We start from the raw sequence: 22,374 nt of genomic DNA on the forward strand, positions 1-22,374 counted from the left end.
TCCCCTTTACGCAGCTTGAACTTCCTGCGCTTTCCAGAGGCGAGTATAATGCCCTCCGAGCGACAACAAACAGCGGTGACCACCCGACTCCACGACTCTGCCTTGCTCTAGAACAATGATGTTATCGGCGTTCACAATACTCGAAAGACGATGAGCAATCGTGATCACGGTGCGATTTTCTAGCAAATTACTCATGGCGCTGACGACTTCAGCTTGCGTGATAGGGTCAAGCGATGAGGTTGCCTCGTCTAAGAGCACAATGGGCGCATCCTTTAACAATGCTCTGGCAATAGCAATACGCTGTCGTTGGCCGCCTGACAACAATAAACCGCCGTCACCAACACGGGTGTTCACCCCCTCTGGCAACTTGTTGATAAACTCTAAACAGTTAGACAAGCGGCACGCCTCCATTACTTCTTCATCGCTGGCATCAGGTCGACCAATACGAATGTTTTCAACTATGCTGGCATCCACCAGCTGAATATCCTGAAATACCATACTAACCACTTGATGTATGCCTTTAGAGCCAATGTCTCTGAGATCTGATGCACCAATTCTCACACAACCCGAATTGGGGTCGAAAAAGCGGGCACACAAGTTTAACAGCGTCGATTTGCCACTGCCTGACTCACCAACAATTGCGGTAGTTGTCCCTTGTTTCACTCGAAAGCTCACTCCATCAATGACCTTTTTATCACCATATTTAAATGACACGCGATCAAGCTCAATATCAAAATACTCAGGGTGTTGTGGGTTCTCAGGTTCTGCCAGCACAGGCTCGTTTAAAATGGACTCAATTTTGTGCTCAGACTGCACAGCGATGCGTAATACCGTTAAGTATTCACCCACTTCATAGAGCGGTTCGAGTAGCTTCACCAGTAATAAGGCAAATAGTACAGTGGTAAAATCTATGCCAGTAAAACGATGCTCGGGTAAAGTCATCGCCAGCATAATGACAAACACACTGAGCGCCATATTGAGCACCACTCGATAGGTTAAAACTGGCCCAGCTCCCCACATCTCAACTTGCAAGCTATGCTGTTTAGTACGCTCCAACTGTTTAGCGACCCGCGTCAGCCAAGTCTCTGTTTGACCATACAATTTGAGGGTTTTTAATGCCTCAACGTAGTCTGTGATCATACTGCCACTTTGACGGTATGACTGCTGCTTAGCTTTGGCCACGCGTGCAAACTTTTGCTTTGATACCTGCATCACCCAAAAGGCCACTGGCAGTAATATCAATGCACCAAGTGCATAGAGTGGATTAATAAAAAGGAGTATCACCATACCAATCACAGGCGCTACCAAAGCCGAAATCAAATCAGGGGCAATATGAGAGAATATACTTTCAATTTTTTTAATATCTTCTGTGAGCAACTCTAAAAATTCACTGCTGTGAGTACGGCGCATGCGCCCAAGGGGCAGCTGCCTCACGTGGTTAATCAGCTTTATTCTATAAGCATGTACAACACGATAACTGCCCACAAAGCTCTGATATTGACCGATATAGGCACATACCAATTGCAGTAAAAAGAAGCCACCCAAAACCATCAAATAGTCCATTGGCGTTGACAGCCACGGTGCACTTTGTGCCGTGGCCGAAAACTGCTGTTGCAACCAATAAAAACACAATAACAACGGCGCTATCGCAACACAGCGCTCCATTACACGAAAAGCGACACCAGTATAAAAACTCCATTTTCCAGCGCCGGCATGGCCGATTACTCGACCAATACTCAATGATGCTTGTTTATCCATTTAAATCTCATAGCTTATCTGTTGGAAGTCTAACGGATGCCCTTTGGTACTCGGTGTATCATGGTCTCGCTCTTGTAATTGCCAACTTTCACGGTAATAGTCACAGCGCGCCAGCAATGCCTCATGAGTGCCTTGAGAGGTAATTTGACCGTCTTTTAAAACAAAGATTTGCCCGGTATTTTCTAGCCCCAAGTACTTATGAGTAATTACCAAAAAAGTGGTATGCGGATAGTGACCTTGAATGGCCTGATAGAACTTAGATTGCGTGATGTTGTCCATTGCCGCCGCAGCTTCGTCCAAAATGACTAAGGGTGTATTACTTATCAACGCGCGGGCAATTGCAATACGCTGTTTTTCGCCCCCCGATAAGTTTTGTCCACGCACTTGCACCGGTGTTTCTAGGCCATTGGGCAACTGGTTGATCCACGGTTTGAGCTGGGCAGCGACGATGGCGCGTTCGAGTTCATCCGAGCTAATACCACTGCGACCAAATAAGATATTGTCGCGCAATGTGCCCTCAAACAAATAGCACTCCTGCGTGACCACACTCATAAATTGCGCACGCGCACCATCGGTTAACAGAGACACATCTTGCCCATACAATTGCACTCTGCCCGATGAGGGAGAATGTAGCCCACATGCCAACATTGCAAGCGTCGATTTACCATTGCCAGAGGCACCCACAATGACATTCAATGTATTGGGCATCAGTTTAAAATGCACGCCGTTTAAAACCTTATGAGCTTGATAGGCAAAGTCCACACTGTAAAACTGCATCAGAGGGTGTTTTTTATCTGTTTGAATCTGCGTGTTATTGAGTTTAGGCGTGGGGGCTAAGTAGATTGGTGTAACGCGCTTAACGCCTGCCAATAGCTCATTGGCTTCCATAAAAAATCGACTGACTTTGATGATAGGGTTAAGCATGCCTACCGCTAGCAACATACTTAAAATAACCTGCTCAGTGCTGACAGACTGCGTACTGTGCAACCCTATTGCAGCGGGCAGCAGGCAGACAAATGACGCGCCTAGTAAGGCAGTATAAAGTGTCCAGCCCGGGACAGTTTGGCCCGTCAACTCCAAAACCAGCTTGTGGTAGCTATCTAATTTGCGGTTTAAAACTGCAAAGCGCTTGCTATCCAAGTTGTATAGCTTCATCAGTGGAATGTTTTTAACGTAATCGCTCAAAGTCGCGGTTAAATCCTCCGATACACCACTAAATTGCTCATATTGTGCCGCCGTCTTGTGCATAAATAAGCCACTCGCTAAAAAAGCCAATGGCACAACAGCAACGGCACTGAGCGCAAGCCGCCAGTCGATAAAAGCAATCACGGTAAAAACCACTAAGGGCGTTAGCAGCGCATTGAATAGCTCTACACTTTGGTGGGCTATAAAGTTTTCAATATGCTCAACATCTTGAAGAATGTTCTGTTTGAGCACTGCGGGGTTTTGCGCGCTGAGCCAAGTGAGTGGCAGGTTTGCCAGCTGAGTCGCCAGTTTCATTCTAACTTCAGTCAGGGCGTTAAAGGCAACTTGGTGACTAAAGAAATAAGCCCCCATAGAACACCCTGATTTGAGTACGATTGCACCACAAATACCCGCGGCTATCCACAATAACTGCTCAGCAGATGCGGTCAAAGGGGTGAGCAATTCTTGTATTGCAAGAAATAATAAATACACCGGTAAAAGCTCAAAGACAGTCACACATGCCATTAAGCTCAAAGCCATAAACATCTTGCCTTTGTAAGGTGCACAGATCGCAAATATGATTGACCAAGGGCTTTGAATTCCCTCAGTTTCATGCGACTCAACACGCATATACCTACTCCTTTAAATGCGGTTAAAAATCGGCTAATTAAACCAACTCAGATAGTTATTGAAATCGCCCTACAAAGCAATTATGACGCCACTGGTAACGCTGTTTGTTGATATATCATTGTTTTATATCAAACAAACGTTCCAATTTTACCAACAAAATCAATCATTAAGGACTAGTGTAGACTACAATTTTATTCATTTTTATCAATGTAAAATTGTTTATTTTCACACCAAGTCTAAAACTTCATGCTGTTGCCAGCGACCATCAAGCCCGTATATCAGGATAATTTCCGACCTTCACCACATAGTGATTTGTCTAATCGCAATAAAAAATAGCCGCAAGACTACTGGAGTAAACCCGTTTGCTCTCCCCGCATCCGTGAACTAACCCCCAGATCGGAAATAAGTGTGAAACGCCCGTAAATGTACGCCAATTCCCCCGAAAAAATTACCGATAGGGGCATACAACAACTTTTAGGGGTGGGAACAAATTGTTCCAGCACCTATTTTTTGAGGCCGTGAAAACTTCATAAAAAAATAACACTCGCAGTTGTCGCTAACCAGAACACAAACCGCGATCGTGCCTCATAATCGGAGAACTATTGTGAAAACAACACCAGATACCCCAGTCCGGCCAAAGGCTGAGCAAGACCTCTATATTGAAAAAAATATATGGCAGCAACAAAGCCTTGGCGCCCTCGTCACCGAGTGGCGTTCTCAATTTTCAGATAACGTCGCCTTGATTGAGGATGAAACAGCGCTCACTTACACGCAGTTTGAGCAGCATGTATTAGCGCGCAGTGCCGGATTTTACAATTTAGGATTAAAAGCAGGTGACCATGTGATGGTACAACTGCCAAATAGCTTAGATTTTGTGATTAGTTGTTTTGCTATGTTCCGGTTGGGCATCATTCCGATTTTAGCGATGCCTGCACAGCGAGAGTCCGATATTGCGGCGCTTTGTGAGTTAAGCAACCCCGTGGCATACATCGTACCCAATAGCTATTTAGGTCACGATTACATTGCCATGGCCGAGCGTATTGTATCTGCATGTCCAACCATTCAACATGTTTTGGTATCTGGTAACGCTCCAAAAGAAGCCGTTTTTACTTCTCTGTCTCAATTAGACAGCACTGACGCAATAACGGCTGCACACATAGATCCTGCCTCTACGGCATTAATGCTACTTTCTGGTGGCACCACAGGCACGCCGAAGCTCATCCCGCGCAGCCATAACGACTATCACTACAATGCCACAGCCTCTGCCGAGTTATGTCAACTTGGCCAACAGACCACGTATCTGGCGGTTTTACCCATCGCACACAATTTTCCGCTGGCTTGCCCGGGGATTATCGGCACGCTGTCACAAGGCGGCAAAGTGGTGCTTTGTCCAGCACCGGGGCCAGACGAAGCTTTTCCATTGATTGAGCAACACCAAGTAACGCATACGGCACTCGTACCTGCATTAACTAAACTTTGGCTTGAGGCAAAACAATGGGATGACACCGACATCAGCAGTTTGCAGCTGCTACAAGTTGGCGGCGCAAAATTCGCTTCTGAGCACGCTTTGCAAGTACCCGAAGTGCTAGGTTGTCAACTACAGCAAGTGTTTGGGATGGCTGAGGGGTTGTTGTGTTTTACTCGTCTAGATGATCCACAAAATGAAGTGACACATACCCAAGGTCGTCCGCTTTGCAGCCTAGACCAAATTCGTATTGTTGACGAGCATGACAACCCTGTGGCGCAAGGTGAGATTGGTGAGCTACAAACCAAAGGCCCCTACACCATTGCGGGTTACTACAAAGCACAAGCACATAACCAAACAGCCTTTACCGCTGATGGATTTTATCGCACCGGTGACTTGGTACGTATGAACCAAACTGGCAATTTGATTGTTGAAGGACGAATAAAAGAGCAAATTAATCGAGCTGGTGAGAAAATCGCAGTGGCCGAAATAGAACAGCGCTTACTCTCACACCCGCATATTGACGAAGCCATATTAGTACCTGTACCAGATGCGCATCTCGGCGAGCGCAGCTGCGCATGCATTATTTCTAGCCAACCTGTTTCACTCAGTGATATTCACCAACTGTTGAAAGAACAGCAAGTTGCACGCTTTAAGTATCCGGACCAAATCATTTCTCTTAGCTTTTGGCCACTTACCGCAGTAGGAAAAATCAATAAGACAGCACTGGCAAAACGTGCTGAGGAAGAATATGTAGAGACCACCATGAATCACGCACAATCAACACCCTATTTTGAAAAAGTCATTTCAGTTCAGTCCGTGCCCGCGCAATTAGCCCCGAGTATTTCTGAGTTAAGCACAAACCCGTTCAAGGCCGTATATGAGAGCAAATCAGCGTGGTCAGTCGGTATTGGTAAAGTGGCAGAGTTATACTCCAATGGCAGTGAAATTACCTTACAGCAAGGTGAAAGAATCACGCAGTTTAGCGGCGAATCATTCCCCGAGTTGATGGCACAAGCTCTGCAAAGTATCGAGTTCGAAAACTGGCGGTTATATGGCGTGGCTAAATTTGAATTGGCCAGCGTATTTCATGGGATCCAAGCGCGTACCGAGCATGATAAGTCTCTACAATTGTTTGTGCCAGCACAAGAGGTGCGACTTGAAGCAAACCAAGCTACATTGCGTGCTTTAAATGAAGCCGACCTCAATGTCCTTGAAAACTTGGTTTTAAAAGCAGATGCAGCATCTGTCCACGCTGAAAGTATCGCTGATCTTGAGCCTCTGCAAACGCCCCAGATCAATACCCAATATAAAGACGAATACAAAACATCTGTCGCCAAAGCCATCGAAGAGATCTGCAACAAGCAATATCAAAAGGTGATCTTGTCACGTCGAATTCATGTGCCCGACAGCGTGTGCTTAAACAAAAGCTTCCGCTTTGGCCGCTTAAACAATTCGCCCGCACGTTCATTCTTATACCAATTAAACGACTTTTCAGTCGCAGGTTTCAGCCCAGAAACCTTACTCGAAGCCAGCAGTTCAGGTTATATCAGCACGCAACCACTGGCAGGCACCCGCGCTTTAGGTAGCTCACCTCAAGAAGAGCAACAACTGCGTGAAGAATTGCTTAACGACACCAAAGAAATCGCAGAGCACGCGGTCTCGGTAAAACTGGCGCAAGAAGAGCTAGAACAGATTTGTGATCCCAGCTCGATTTCAGTCAGTGAATTTATGGCTGTGCGCCGCCGCGGTAGTGTGCAGCACCTTGCATCACGCGTTTGTGGCCAACTGAGTGAAAACAAAAACCCTTGGCACGCTTTTCAAGCGTTATTCCCTGCGGTCACCGCATCAGGGATCCCAAAACGTGAGGCCATTGAAGCCATATTACGCTTAGAACCAAACCGCAGAGATTGGTACAGCGGTTGTGTCATGATTGTGGATAGCGACGGGTTTATGGACTCTGCCTTGGTACTGCGCTCAATTTATCGCGCGAACAATCGCACCTGGTTACAAGCAGGTGCAGGGGTGATTGACCAATCAAAACCTGAGCGCGAGCTCACTGAAACCATCGAAAAACTCAGCTGTATTGCCAACTACCTAATTGAAGAAACAACATTAGAAGAGGCGGAGCGCTAACCCATGGCACAAACAAAAAACACTCAGCTAAATAAAGAACAGCTGTTAGAGCATGTTCAAGCGTTTGTGCAAACACCGCTTAAAGATAAGTTAGATGCCAACCTCATCGAACTTGGTTTGGATTCAATGCACATGATGCGCTTGGTCAATCAGTGGCGAAAACAAGGCGCAAAAGTGACCTTTTCCAAACTCATTGAGCAACCCGTACTCAGCCATTGGATGACTCTTTTATGCACAAAAACAGACTCTGCTCCAGAGGTAATTCAAGCACCTGAACTACCTGATATCGATCCCTATGCCGAGTTTGAACTCACCGACGTGCAATACGCCTATTGGATTGGTCGTCAGGACGACCAAGAACTCGGTGGCGTCGGGTGTCATGCCTACCTAGAAGTAGACAATCAAGACATCGATCCGCTCAAACTTGAGCAAGCTTGGCATACCCTTTATCAGTATCATCCGATGCTACGTGCGCAGTTTACTGAATCTGGTACCCAGCAAGTGCACTCGCCACTGCCGGCACCTGGGCTGGCAGTCAATGACTTTAGGTCGCTAACGCTTGATGAGTCCACGCAAGCGGTAGAACAAGTTCGTCACCGCTTGTCACATCGTAAATTGGGCATTGAGCATGGCCAAACTATGGGGTTGGAACTGAGCTTGTTGCCAGAGGGAAAATGTCGAATTCACTTTGACGTAGATCTTCTAATAGCCGATGTACAGAGCTTAAACATCTTACTTAAAGATTTGGCCGTGCTTTATCATGGCGGTACACTTGAGACCGACCCAAATTGGAGCTTTGCCAAATACTTAGCCTATGAAAAAGCACAAAATAAAACCAAGCTCGAAGAAGACAAAGCTTATTGGCAAACCCGTTTAGCCACGCTGCCTTCCGGTCCACAGCTACCACTATGTTGCGACCCACAAACCGTGACAAAACCGACGTTTGCGCGTCGCTTACATACCTTGACGCAAACCCAGTGGCAAACGCTTAAAAACACCGCGCAACAGCACCAAGTCACGCCAGCTATGTTGCTTGTCACAAGTTATGCATATGTGCTTGCAAAATACAGTGCTGAGCAAAAATTTACGCTGAACTTACCGCTGTTTGATCGCAAAACCCAGCACCCGGGCATTGAAAATGTGGTTGCGGATTTCACCAACTTATTGCTATTGGATTGCGATTTTAGTGACACAAAAGGCTTCATTGACCATGCAAAAGCAATACAAAACCAATTTCACCAAAATGTTGCCCACAGTGATTACTCTGCCGTGCAGATCCAGCGCGATCTTGTCAAACAGGGGTTTGCACAGGGGGTGAGCGCACCGGTGGTCTTTGCGTGTAATTTAGGTACTCCACTGTTATCGCAACAAGACACCGTACTGGGTCAATTTAACTATATGATCTCACAAACCCCACAGGTTTGGTTAGATCATCAAGTCTATGAAGTCGATGAAGGGTTAATGTTGGCATGGGATGCGGTAGACGAGATCTTCCCTGAGGCGTTGATTGATACCATGTTTGCAAGCTATGTCGCATTGCTTGAAAAACTGGCGGCACACAACGATGCATGGCACGCGCAGCACCTTGTTGAATTGCCTCACCATCAACAAACACAGCGAGCAGCCGTGAATGACACCGCAGCACCGTACACACCTCATACACTGCATGAAGCGTTCTTTAAAGCTGCGCAAACACACCCAGACAAAACCGCTTTAGTATTCAACAACCAGTCGTTGAGCTATCGCTCCGTTGCCGACAAAGCCTTGCGCGTGGCAGCCTATTTGCAACATCGAGGATTACGTGAGTCAGAACCCGTCGCCGTGACACTGCCCAGAAGCACTGAGCAAATCGTTGCGGTACTCGGGGTATTGGCAGCGGGAGGCTGTTATGTCCCCATTGGCACCCACCAGCCTCAATCGAGGCGCACGAAGATCCATCGCACTGCCGAGATCACACTGGTAATCGCTGCGCATGACGACTCTGAACATGACCCTGCGGCTACATGCATTGATATTCAACAAGCACTACAAGCCGAGCCACTGGCATCCGCTGCCATCGCCAACCCAGCGAGTCCGGCATACATCATTTTTACCTCAGGTTCGACTGGCGAGCCCAAAGGGGTTGAAATGAGTCATCAGGCTACCGCCAATACGATTTATCAGCTCAATAAAGACTATCAAATCGGCCAGAACAGTTGCGCTCTTGCAGTATCCGCATTGGATTTTGACTTATCTGTCTATGATATTTTTGGCTCGCTGGGTGCTGGCGGGAAATTGGTGCTTGTTGATGAGCAACAGCGCCGTGACGCGCAGGCGTGGCTAGAGCTGGTGCATCAACATAGTGTCACTGTATGGAATACCGTACCGGTATTGCTGGATATGCTTTTGACCGCCGCAGAGCAAGACAGTCGCCAGTTGAACTTTGAACAGGTCATGTTATCTGGCGATTGGATAGGCCTAGATCTGCCACCTCGACTCCAGCATATCAGTGCTACCAACCCCCCTATCATTGCGATGGGTGGCGCAACCGAGGCCGCCATTTGGTCAAACTATTGTGAAGTGCGGGCACCATTGCCACTACATTGGCATTCTATTCCTTACGGTAAACCACTGCCAAATCAAAAATACCGAGTTGTTGATAATCATGGCCGTGACTGTCCAGATTGGGTGCCGGGAGAACTGTGGATTGGTGGCATAGGTTTGGCGACTTGCTATCGCGGTGACCCAGCACAAACCACTGCGCGTTTTGTTGAGCAAGGTGGCGAGCGCTGGTACCGCACTGGCGACCAAGGTCGTTACTGGCCTGACGGCAATCTGGAGTTTTTAGGGCGCATCGATCATCAAGTGAAGGTACGCGGGCATCGTATCGAACTGGGTGAAATTGATACCGCACTGGCTAACATCGAAGGTGTTCAGCGCGCGGTAACCGTCACCATAGGCGAACCCAAAAGTCTCGCGAGTGTCGTGGTTTTAGCGCCTCAAAGTACGTTAGACAGCATGGCAATTCAACGTCAATTGCACACTCTACTGCCAGATTATATGGTGCCAAGCCATATTGAGTTTGCACAACAGATACCACTTAGTGCCAATGGTAAAGTAGACCGAAAAGCACTGACCAATCAGTTAGCTGCCACACAGCAACAATCAGCTGAGCGCTTAACTGCCCCGCAAACAGACAACGAAAAACGCCTTGCTAAAATCTGGCAATCATTACTGGGAATTGAGCAAATTGGTCAGCAAAGCCACTTCTTTGAGCTAGGTGGAGACAGCTTGATCGCCACTCAGCTCATTGCAAAGCTCAAGCAGCAGGGTTTGGCCTCTCCCAAACCACTGCGCGACCTATTCTCAGCTCCGCAATTAAGTGCTTATGCCGCGCGCTTAGACAGCATCGTGTCGACCCCCAAACTTGAAGTTGTGCCAGATCTAGATAATCGTTTTGCACCTTTCCCACTCACCGAAGTGCAGCGCGCGTATTGGATGGGCCAAACACCGGGATTGCCGCTTAACTGTAGCACCTTGTATTTACTTGAGTTGGAAGGTGAAAACGTCGATCTACAACGCATGGCGAAAGCTTGGGATCAACTCGTTGAGCATCACGAGATGCTGCGCGCCGTGATCACCCCAGACGGTCAACAACAACTGCTCTCACATTTGCCTGCGATGTCTATTGCACAAGTAAGTTTGAATTCAGAAACAAACAATCATAGTGATGCGGCACGAGATCATCTCCATCAATTTTGGCGTAAGATCTGCCAACAGGCACAGCAAAGTCACGACCAAAGTGAGTCGGTGACGTTACCTAATCATCGTATTTGTGCGGTGCATTATGGGGAGAATAAGACCCGTTTAGGGATCATTTTTGACTATCTAACACTGGATGGATTTAGTATTAAATTGCTGTTAGATCAGCTTGCAAGCCTGTATAACGATCCCGCTTATCACCTACCTGAGGTTAATGTTTCGTTTAGAGACTACGTGCTCCAAGTGCAACACGATGATGCCGAGTATGCAGCCGCACAGGCATACTGGCGTGAACAGATAAAAACCCTCCCCCCTGCGCCACAATTGCCATTGGCACAAGACCCGCAAAGTATTACCACGCCTGAATTTGTGCGCCGTGAAGCCCAACTCGATGCCGATACTTGGCAAGCTCTCAAGCATAAAGCACGCTCTTATGGCATTACGCCGTCAGTTTTATTATTAACGGCTTACAGCAATGTACTGAGACGTTGGAGCGAAGGCGACCACACGCTCAATTTAACCTTGTTCGATCGCCAAGACGTTCACAACGATATCCATAAAGTGTTTGGTGACTTCACCACATTGGCACCCATTGCATTTCGTGACAATGCGGGCAACTCGTTACTGGCACAAGCGCAAGAAGCCCAACTTCAAATCGCGCAGGCCATTGAGCACAAGGCGATTTCATCGATTTGGATCCAGCGTGAACAAGCTCGCCATGGCACCCTCACATCGGCGGCGCTACCCGTCGTATTTACCAGTACCTTAGGTCTTGGCGGTGGCTTGTTTGAAAACTCTACCGGCAATTTCCCTCAGATTGTACCCGGCGGTTTGTCACAAACACCGCAGGTTTGGTTAGATCACCAATTGTATGAATTTGACGGAGCACTGGTTTTATCTTGGGATGCAGTGGATGCGCTATTCCCTACAGGTATGATTGATGACATGTTCATCAGCTATGTGAGCGCACTCAAAGCGCTGTGCCACAACAGCTGGGAGCAAGCACTGCCATTACCGTTACCTAATGCACAAGCGCATACCCGCATAGCAGTAAATAACACCGAACGTCCACAAACACCGCGCACTTTGCATCATGCTATTTTTGCCCACGCTCAACAGCACCCTGACGATACTGCATTGATATTTGAAAACACGGCTGTCAATTATGCACAGTTATGTGAGCAGGCATTAAGCATTGCAGCCCTATTACAGCAACACCAGCTCAGGTTGGCTGAACCGGTTGCTGTTACTTTGCCACGCGGCATTAATCAAATTGCAGCCGTATTGGGCGTCATGGCTGCGGGTGGTTGTTATGTGCCAATCGGGATACATCAGCCAGCCAACCGTCAGGCAAAAATTCATCGTACAGCAGGGATTCGACTCGCTCTGACCAACTGCGAACACTTGGACGTTGAATCCATCGACTCGGTGACAAGACTGGATATTGCTTCAGCGCCTGCGCCGCTTTGCAAGCCTGTAGAGGTGTCTCCAGATCAACCTGCGTATATCATTTTTACTTCGGGTTCTACTGGTGAGCCGAAAGGCGTAGAAATGTGCCATCAAGCAACCGCAAACACCATAGATCAGCTCAATCAAGCCTATAACATCGACAATCACAGCTGCGTGTTAGCGGTGTCTGCATTGGATTTCGACTTGTCTGTTTACGACATTTTTGGCTTACTCGGAGCGGGTGGTCAGGTTGTATTGCTAAGCGATGAAAACCGCCGCGATGCCAGCACGTGGTTACAGCTCGTTCACCAGCATAATGTCAATGTCTGGAACTCTGTCCCTGTCCTGCTCGACATGTTGCTAGTTGTTGCAGAGCAAGATGACAGGCAGCTGCCTTTCAATCAAGTTATGCTGTCGGGTGATTGGATTGGCCTTGATATCCCGCCGCGTTTACAGGCCAAAAGCAAAGCTGGCATCCCCCTGATAGCCATGGGCGGCGCAACAGAAGCGGCCATTTGGTCCAATTTCTGTGAAGTACGAGGTGATATTCCTGCCCATTGGAACTCTATTCCCTACGGCAAACCACTGCCAAACCAAACTTACCGTGTGGCCGATGCACAAGGGCGCGATTGCCCAGACTGGGTTGCCGGTGAGCTATGGATAGGCGGCGTTGGTCTTGCCAGCGCTTATCGCGGCGATGACAAACTCACCGCTGAGCGTTTTGTCCATTATGAGAGCAAACGTTGGTATCGTACTGGCGACCGAGGTCGATACTGGCCAGATGGCAACCTCGAGTTTTTAGGGCGAATTGACCACCAAGTAAAGGTGCGCGGTCACCGTATTGAACTGGGAGAAATTGATACCGCTTTGGGCCGCATTGAGGGCATTGCTCGTGGTGTTGCCTTAACTCTCGGTGAGCCAAAAATGTTGGTGGCGGCCTTAGTCATGGACGAAAACACGGCGCTAGACACCGATGCGGTGCACAGCGAGCTTGCCCTTGCCTTACCGGATTATATGGTTCCGAGTCATTTACTGGCTGTGGATGTACTGCCACTGAGCGCCAATGGGAAGGTAGATAGAAAACAACTTGCCGCGCAGTTTGACGGTCAGCTTAGTGCCGTTGATGTGGCTATAACGCCACCGCAAACAGATAACGAAATGCAAGTCGCCCAGCTTTGGGCTGACTTACTGGGCGTGACGGAAGTGGGGCTAGAAAGCAGCTTTTTTGCGCTCGGTGGCGACTCTCTGCTTGCGACTCAATTTCTAACTCAGCTCGCCCAACAAGGGCTATCAACGAAGCAACCTTTGCGTACCTTGTTTGCCAACCCAACACTAAGCGCATTTGCAGCCACGCTAGAGACGCAGCAAGCAGCACACGGCCAGCAAATTGTGGCCGAACCTGAACAGCAGTTTGAACCATTCGCGCTCACTGAGGTACAAAGTGCGTATTGGTTAGGACAAACACCAGGCTTCCCGCTTAATTGTGGCACCCACTACTTGCTCGAACTCGATAGCTTAACGCTTGATATCGAGAAAATGATGAACGCGTGGCAAACATTATACGCACGTCACGACATGCTGCGCGCTCAAGTGAGCGACGATAATCAACAGGTTGTGTTGCAGCAAAGCCTAGTGCCAAAACTGGAAATCGACTCGTCGACTTACGCTAGTTTAGACCAAGCACGCGGGCAAATTAACGTTTGGTGGCAAGCCCAAAATAGCCAGCATGTACATGATGCAATAACCATTAAGGTTGCCCGTTATCAAGCCGAAGGCACTGAACGTACGCGCCTTGCGCTAATGTTTAACTACATGACTTTAGACGGCTATAGCATCATGTTGCTATTGCGCGAATTTGCGGCTTTATACCAAGCGCCAGATACTGAACTGACTCCACTGTCCATAACCTTTAGAGACTATGTCACCCAAGTGCAAAACAGCCCGCAAGCAATCGATGAGGCACAAGCATACTGGCAAGAGCGATTAGCGACACTGCCGGATGCTGCGGCGCTGCCATTGGCACAAGATCCTCTGCACATTGAACACAGTGAATTCTCCCGTCGCAGTGCTCGGTTACCAACAACCAAGTGGCAAGCCATTAAGCAAGCGGCCCGTTCGCATAACGTGACCCCGAGTATTTTAGTCCTGAGCGCCTATGCGGAAGTACTGAGTCAGTACAGTGGTGGCCATGCCCATACGTTGAACTTAACGCTATTTGATCGCCAAAATGTACACCCAGAAGTGGGCAGTATTGTGGGCGACTTTACCTCGCTAGCGCCACTGGCCTATTACCCTGATGAGCAAAATACCATTGCACATCATGCAAAGCAGCTGCAAAACCAACTTGCGGATGTGCTTGAGCATCGTGCGGTTTCATCAGTGTGGGTGCAAAGAGAGCGTAGCCGAACCATGGGACGCACCGCAGCCGCACTACCCATTGTCTTTACCAGTACTTTAGGGATGGCTGACGATTTACTGGCAGATTCATTCAATGAAGACTTGCCACAATTTACCGATGGCGGGTTGTCTGCAACGCCGCAGGTTTGGCTCGACCATCAAATGTATGAGTTCAGAGGCGAGTTAATATTGTCTTGGGATGCCGTAGACGCGCTATTCCCAGCTGACTTGCTAGACAATATGTTTGCTCGCTTTTTAACCCTACTTGACGAGCTAGCGGTATCAACGGACGCACCATTTAGTCATGCACTGCCAAAAGCCCAACAAGTGGTACGAGACCGTGTAAACAATACCGAAGTAAAACAAACGCCTCGCACACTACATCAGGCTATGTTTGACTATGCCTGTCAGCACCCAGACGCCGTAGCACTGATTACAGATACGCAAACAGTCACCTATGGCCAATTGGCAGACAAAGCACTGCGCATAGCTCACTTACTGACTCAACACGCATTATCGCTGGGAGAGCCAGTGGCCGTGAGCTTGCCAAGAGGAGTCGAACAGGTAGCTGCCGTATTTGGCATTATGGCTGCAGGGGGCTGCTATGTGCCAATTGGTGTACACCAACCCACCAGCCGCCAAGCGAAAATTCATCGCACCGCGGGAATTCGTTGGGTACTGACGGATGAGGCACACATCAACCAAGATGTTGAGCAGGGTGTAACTCGCCTCAATGTGGCAGATGCTTCGGACTTAGCGCCTCTGGCAACCCCCTTGACAGTTGCCACCGATGCACCTGCCTATGTGATCTTCACCTCTGGCTCAACCGGTGAGCCAAAAGGGGTAGAAATGTGTCATCAGGCGACAGCTAACACCATTGACCAGCTTAATCAGCACTACGCCATTGACAGCAGCAGCCGAGTACTCGCCGTGTCGGCACTCGACTTTGACTTGTCTGTTTACGATTTATTTGGCTTGCTTAGTGTCGGTGGCAGTGTGGTGTTGCTCAATGAGGAAAACCGCAGAGATGCGACCACTTGGCTCGAACTGGTACACCAGCATCGCGTCACAATCTGGAACTCAGTGCCAGTGTTGCTCGACATGTTATTGGTAGTCGCCGAAAACGATGCACGTTCGCTGCCATTTGAAAAAGTGATGTTATCGGGTGATTGGATTGGTCTAGATTTACCACCCAGATTACAGGCCAAAACGCACTCAGAGATCCCATTAATTGCCATGGGTGGCGCCACAGAAGCGGCAATTTGGTCAAACAGCTGTGAAGTCAAAGGTGATCTTCCTGCCCATTGGGCATCGATCCCTTATGGCAAGCCTCTGCCCAATCAAACATATCGCGTGGTAGACCCATTTGGCCGTGATTGCCCAGACTGGGTGGCGGGTGAACTCTGGATTGGCGGTGTTGGCCTTGCCAGTGCCTATCGAGGCGATGAAACGCTCACCGCGCAGCGATTTATCATGGCAAACGGCAAGCGCTGGTACCGCACAGGTGACCTTGGCCGCTACTGGCCGGATGGCAACCTCGAGTTTTTGGGTCGAATTGATCATCAAGTCAAGGTGCGCGGGCACCGAATTGAACTCGGTGAAATTGATGCGGCGATGGCTCAGGTTGAAGGCTTAAGCCGTGGTGTAGCCCTGACAATTGGCGAGCCGAAAAAGCTTGTTGCTGCCTTTGTTAAAGCACCCCATGCCACACTGGATGCACAGACGATTACCGCACAGCTTGAACAACAATTGCCTGAATACATGGTACCTAGCCATTTATTAGAACTCACGACATTGCCACTTAGCGCCAACGGTAAAATTGACCGCAAGCAATTGGCCAACGAATTTATTGAATTGGAGCTGGAGCAAGCCGAGTTTGAAGCCCCAGAAGGCGAACTTGAGCAGCAACTTGCCGAGATCTGGCAAACACTATTAAAACGCGCGCAGATCTCACGTCATGACGACTTTTTTGCCATTGGTGGTGACAGTTTAAGCGCAACACAGCTAATCCAAACACTGCAACAACAACACATTATTCCTACATCTTTGTCACTCACAACGCTATTTAGCGCCCCAAGCATTGCCAGCTTGGCCACCGCAATAACACACGCGTGGCGCGAGCTCGGCGGCACAACTTGTGACACGGATGAATTATTTGAAGAGGGTACAATATGACCATCGCCAGTATTATCGCTGATTTTGAAAGTCGCGGCGTTTACCTATGGGCCGATCAAGGTAACTTAAAATTTAAGGCCCCTGCTGGGGTCATGACGCCAGCACTTAAAACACAATTAAAAGACAACAAGGCGGCGCTTATCGACTATTTAAGCGACCCAGTTATGGCGGCCATCGAACCGAATCACGCCGATCGCCATCAGCCATTTCCGTTGACAGATTTACAGGTCGCTTACTTAGTTGGCCGCAATAATGCCGTCGAGTACGGTGGCGTTGGCTGTCACAGTTACATTGAATTGGACCTACCAAATATTGATGCAAAACGTCTGCAAACAGCATGGCACAAGTTGGTTGAACGCCACGATATGCTGCGCGCCATCATCAACCTTGATGGCACCCAGCAAATTGTCACACAGGTGACACCAAAGGCTATCCGTATCCATGAGTTTGCAGAGTGTGACCCACAGACTCGCCAAGATAAGCTCTTAGAGCTTCGCGAACAACTGGCGCACCGCCACTATCAACCAGATAAATGGCCACAGTATGACTTACACCTGAGCCAAACTGGTGAAGGGTCTATACTGCATTTTTCTATCGATTTGCTTATTGCAGATTTTGCCAGTATTCAAATTATGCTCGCTGAACTCGGCGAGTTATACAACCATCCAGAGCGCACACTTGCGCCTCTGGGTGTGTCTTACCGCGACATTGTGATTGCGCGCAAAGCCTTGTTAGAACACCCAAAAACAGCACAGCGTTATGAGCAGCACAAAGCCTATTGGTTAGAGCGTATTAAAACACTGCCTGCACCACCCGAGTTACCGCGCGCAAAGAACACGGGTAATGACGAAAACGTGTCATTTTCTCGCTTGCATTTTAATCTAGCGCCTGACCTATGGCAGCGCCTTAGTGAGCGCGCAAAAAGTCATAAATTAACGCCTTCTAGCCTTGTGCTGGCGGCATTTACAGAGGTGATTGGCCGCTGGTCACGTCGCCCAGATTTTTGTTTGAACCTCACCATGCTAAACCGCGCCAATGTGCACCCTGATGTGCGTGGTGTGGTCGGCGACTTTATTGCTGTTAATGTGTTGGGCGTGTCGCCTGATCCACAAGCAGGCTTTGCACAGCGCGCGAGCCAGCTGCAGCAGCAACTTTGGCGCGACTTAGAACACAGCGACTTTACAGGCGTTGAAGTACTGCGTGCGATGAACCAAAACCAGCAAAGCAACACCATAGTGCCGATTGTTTACACCAGTACCCTAGGTTTATCTGGTGATGAACTAGATAGCAACCAATTTATGCACGACGCACAGCTTCGCTACGGTATAACTCAAACACCTCAAGTGTGGTTAGACTGCCAAGCAACAGAGCGTGCTGGTGAACTGGTTGTGGACTGGGACATCCGCCAAGGCATTTTCCAAGATGGCGTTATAGAGCAAGCACATCAAGCATTTTGTGAGCTACTGCGTGCACTGGCGAATAACGATGCACTGTGGCAGTCCACTAGCCCAGTGAATTTGCCAGCGCAAACACAAGCACATATTGCAGCGCTAAACGATACCAAGACAGAGCAGGCTAAAGGGTATTTGCATTCTGGCTTTGCTCAGCATGCTCTGCAATCTCCAGACCAAGTCGCGGTAGTGGATCAAAATGGTGGCATGAGTTACCAACAACTTGCAGAATTAGCACTGCAGATCCGACACACCTTTGTCGACGCTGTTAAACCAGGCGACCATGTCGCCATCGTATCTGACAAAAGTACTCAGCAAATTGCAGCGGTGTTGGCTGTCTTGTTTGCCGATTGTGTATATGTGCCCATTGAAGCGCAGCACCCTCTGGCACGTCAGCAATCGATTATCGCTAACTCTGGTGCTAAAGTTGTGCTGACGGAATCAGTTTATTTAGGCCAAGACTTTGGCCCAGATGTTTCTGTTATCCCATTTGATCAGGTGCTGCCAACTATACCTGCTCACGACTGTAAACAGTTACTGGATGCATTTGGGCAGCGCAGACAGCAACAAACGTTTGTCGACGCACCAGCCTATGTGATTTATACCTCGGGGACGACAGGTCAGCCCAAAGGCGTGCAGCTGTCGCACGGTGCGGCATTGAATACCGTGCTAGAGGTTAACCGCTTGTACGATGTCAGTCCTCAAGACAAAACCTTAGGCTTGGTAAGCTACGGGTTTGACCTTTCAATTTGGGATATCTTCGGAACGCTCTCGGCGGGCGCAACACTGGTGTTACCAGATCAAGACTTACGAGGCGACCCAAACCATTGGCATCAAGTGATTGCCAAGCATAAAGTGAGTCTTTGGAACTCGGTCCCCGCACAAATGCACATGCTGATGACCAGCTTACCGTGGGCGGAAGATCAAAACCTCAGCACACTCAGGTTAGCCATGCTCTCTGGCGATTGGATCCCCGTCCAACTCGCACAACAAGTCGTCCAACAGCTGCCACACATTTGTTTAATCAGCCAAGGCGGCCCAACGGAAACCGCAATTTGGTGCGTACAACACACCGTAACAGAAGTTGCTTCTGATGCCGTCTCGGTGCCTTATGGCAAACCTTTAGCGAACCATCAGATCCACATTTTAAATGACCGTTTAGAGCCTTGCCCTACTTGGGTCACTGGTGAGATGTATATTGCCGGTGATGGCTTGGCAATAGGGTATTTAAACGATGCACAAAAGACAGCAGAGCTATTCATTACGCACCCACAGACAGGTGAAAGACTCTATCGCTCCGGCGATTTGGGCTGCATCATGGACGATGGCATTATTGCCATTCAAGGTCGCGAAGATGGTCAGATCAAAATAAATGGCCACCGCATAGAGCTCGGAGAGATTGAATCAACTATTGCAAGCCATCCAGCCGTTAAAAGTGTTGCTGTGGTCAATCTATCTCGCGATGGTAACTTGGCAGCGGCACTGGTGCTCGAAGACGCGGCTGACAATGAAATGGCGATCAGTGATTTAGGTAACTTACTCAGTGAAAAGCTGCCTAAATATATGCTGCCCGCGCATTACTTTGCTTTAGACACATTACCTCTGAGCCAAAACAGTAAGGTTGATAGAAAACAACTTAAGGTACAGCTCGCGCAATTACAGCAACAGCTGACTACCCAATTTGAAGCACCGCTCGACAATCATGTTGAGCAAACCGTTGCCCAAATCTGGTGTGATTTGCTCGGAGTGAGTGACGTATCTCGTCATGATGACTTTTTCCAGCTTGGCGGCACCAGTTTAAATGCCATCAACCTGTTGAGCGCATTTTTAGCGGCAGGCTTTGACGCGGATATTGACCTCATTTTTAACCATGCCGTATTCAGTGACATGTCCGATGCACTGGCCAAGGCAAACGAGGCAAAACAAGCGTGGCTAGATAGCATTGATTTAAATGATATGGCCACCAAGGCGTTAAGCGGCCTTGCAGACGCCCTACCGTACAATCCAAGCTCTGAACCAAAAACCGTACTTTTAACTGGCAGCACAGGTTATTTGGGCAGCTATGTGCTGCGCGAGATGTTAGATAAAAGTGATTATCACATCGTATGCTTGATGCGCTGCGATGACGTGCAACATGGCTTCTCGCGCTTAGCGCAGGCCGCAGCAGAAAAAGGCTTACCGACCGGTATTCCACAAGAACGAATTACGGTAGTAAGTGGCAGTATGTCCGACGTCAACTTTGGACTCAGTGACCGTGATTATCAAGCCCTCAGTGCACAGGTCGATGTGATAGTGCACAACGCGTCAATCATTAACTTGATGGACCCACTGTCAGCGCTATACCCGACTAACGTGGAGGGGGCGCGCGAAATCATCCGTTTGGCAAGTTCACACCAAGTGAAACCGGTGCATTATATTTCGACTATTGGTGTGCACCATGCGCTGCCTGCCGATGTACCACAACCTGTGGTTGAGCAAACCCAGGTCGTGCCATGGCGAGAAGTGGACTTGACTTACGAGCAGTCAAAAATCATGGCCGAGACGTTGTTCACAGAAGCCAGAAGACACGGCATACCAGTGAATATTTTGCGCCCGGGCACCATCACATGGGCAACCACAGAGGCCCCCTTTATTAACGACGATGCGTTCTTAAAGTTTTATCGTGCCTGTTTGAATATTCACGCCTACCCAGCCTCTGAATTAGCGGTCAATATTGTGCCTGTTGACTATGTGGCTACTTGTATTACGGCCATCTTAAAAGGGGCAACAGGACAAAATAGTAACTTCCACTTGGTGTCAGACCAAAGCACCGACGTTGCACAGATCTACAACTGGTTTAACGAGCTTGGCTGTGATATTCAACCCCTTGATTTTATAGACTGGAAAGACACGTTGAACGACAACTTTGTCCGCAGTTTTGTCGAGCTGTATTTCAAACAAGGCATGGACTCAGGAGGCCACCACCAATACGCCACAGACAATCTAAAAGCTATATTGGCCCAGTTCGACCTGCCTAACTTTGCAGTCGACCGCGATTACCTAAAACCGCTTACGGAGAAATATAACAATGCTTAATGCACAACAGACCCATCATGGCGCGTGTTACCGTATTTTCAAAGCGCGCCCAAATGCTTCTAAGCGTTTAATTATATTGCCTCATGCGGGCGGCTCTGCGAGCTACTTTCGCCAGTGGGCAAATATGGCCGACCCAGACTTAGAAATTGTGGTCGTGCAATACCCCGGTCGTGAAAACCGTATGGCAGAACCCTTAGTGTCAGACATGAATCGCTTGGTTAGCACTTTGGCTACTGGTTTAAAGCCATTGCTCAATAAACCCTATATTTTGTTTGGTCACAGCATGGGCGGTGGCATTGCGTACGAGCTGGCGATGCGTATTCAAGCCTACCGCTATCGGGCACCGACCCAACTGGTGGTTTCTGCCGTTGAAGGACCAAGTTGTCACCATGCAACTAACGTACATAAAGCCAGTGATGAAGTGATGCTGGACGAACTTAAGCGCCTCAATGGTACAGGCGTTGATCTCAATGCCTTTCCAGAGCTATTAGACATGATGCTGCCGCTGCTACGCAATGACTATAAGTTGATAGAAACCTATCAGCCAAACCTCAATGCACCCAAATTACAACACCCACTCACGGTGATGCTCGGTTCAACTGATACCGAGCTGACCTACGAAGAGGCCGAAGCTTGGCAGCAAGTTTGCACCCAACCTATCAGTATTGAAACTTACGAAGGTGGTCATTTCTACTTGGCCGACCATATTACGGCTATCCTCTCCCACTTAAACGCATTGTTCCCAGTACCAAAAGCTTGGGTATGTGCGCCATAAACGATTGACCTGTAAGGGGTGAAATTGTTCAAAAAAGGAGCTGTATTCGCAGCTCCTCAAACCCCACCTACTTTGCAAAAATTATCTCTTTTGGGGAGAAGAAACCCGATATGGGTAGTGTTTAATAAATAACCACT

General features: G+C 48.6%; 6 protein-coding genes. 4 read left to right on the top strand and 2 right to left on the bottom strand.

From position 1 onward, the window contains the following. Positions 1–6 precede the first annotated feature (6 nt). Together A7985_RS12480 and A7985_RS12485 are read right to left on the bottom strand one after the other, a co-directional pair. Complete coding sequence (locus A7985_RS12480; protein ID WP_065790789.1) at positions 7–1,758, bottom strand: ABC transporter ATP-binding protein; 1,752 nt, start codon at positions 1,756–1,758, stop codon at positions 7–9. Beyond that, positions 1,759–3,573 carry an ABC transporter ATP-binding protein gene (locus A7985_RS12485; RefSeq protein WP_081310547.1) on the bottom strand — a complete coding sequence of 605 codons (1,815 nt, stop codon included), beginning with the start codon at positions 3,571–3,573 and terminating at the stop codon, positions 1,759–1,761. Positions 3,574–4,177: 604 nt separating this feature from the next. Between A7985_RS12485 and A7985_RS12490 the strand changes: the two genes are divergently transcribed. From A7985_RS12490 to A7985_RS12505, 4 genes are read left to right on the top strand one after another with little or no spacing between them, the layout of a single operon-like run. After that, positions 4,178–7,174, top strand: coding sequence for a salicylate synthase (locus A7985_RS12490; protein ID WP_065790790.1), 2,997 nt, complete (start codon positions 4,178–4,180; stop codon positions 7,172–7,174). 3 nt (positions 7,175–7,177) lie between these two features. Continuing rightward, positions 7,178–16,936 carry a non-ribosomal peptide synthetase gene (locus A7985_RS12495; protein WP_065790791.1) on the top strand — a complete coding sequence of 3,253 codons (9,759 nt, stop codon included), beginning with the start codon at positions 7,178–7,180 and terminating at the stop codon, positions 16,934–16,936. Further along, entirely contained in the window at positions 16,933–21,462 is a 4,530-nt protein-coding gene (locus A7985_RS12500) for a non-ribosomal peptide synthetase (protein WP_065790792.1), read from the top strand. The genes A7985_RS12495 and A7985_RS12500 overlap by 4 nt, the downstream gene beginning before the upstream one ends. Beyond that, complete coding sequence (locus A7985_RS12505) at positions 21,455–22,237, top strand: thioesterase II family protein (RefSeq protein WP_065790793.1); 783 nt, start codon at positions 21,455–21,457, stop codon at positions 22,235–22,237. Before A7985_RS12500 ends, A7985_RS12505 begins: the two co-directional genes overlap by 8 nt. The last annotated feature ends 137 nt before the right edge of the window (positions 22,238–22,374 follow it).

The sequence above is a fragment of the Pseudoalteromonas luteoviolacea genome, assembly GCF_001696455.1.
GTDB lineage: Bacteria > Pseudomonadota > Gammaproteobacteria > Enterobacterales > Alteromonadaceae > Pseudoalteromonas > Pseudoalteromonas luteoviolacea_C.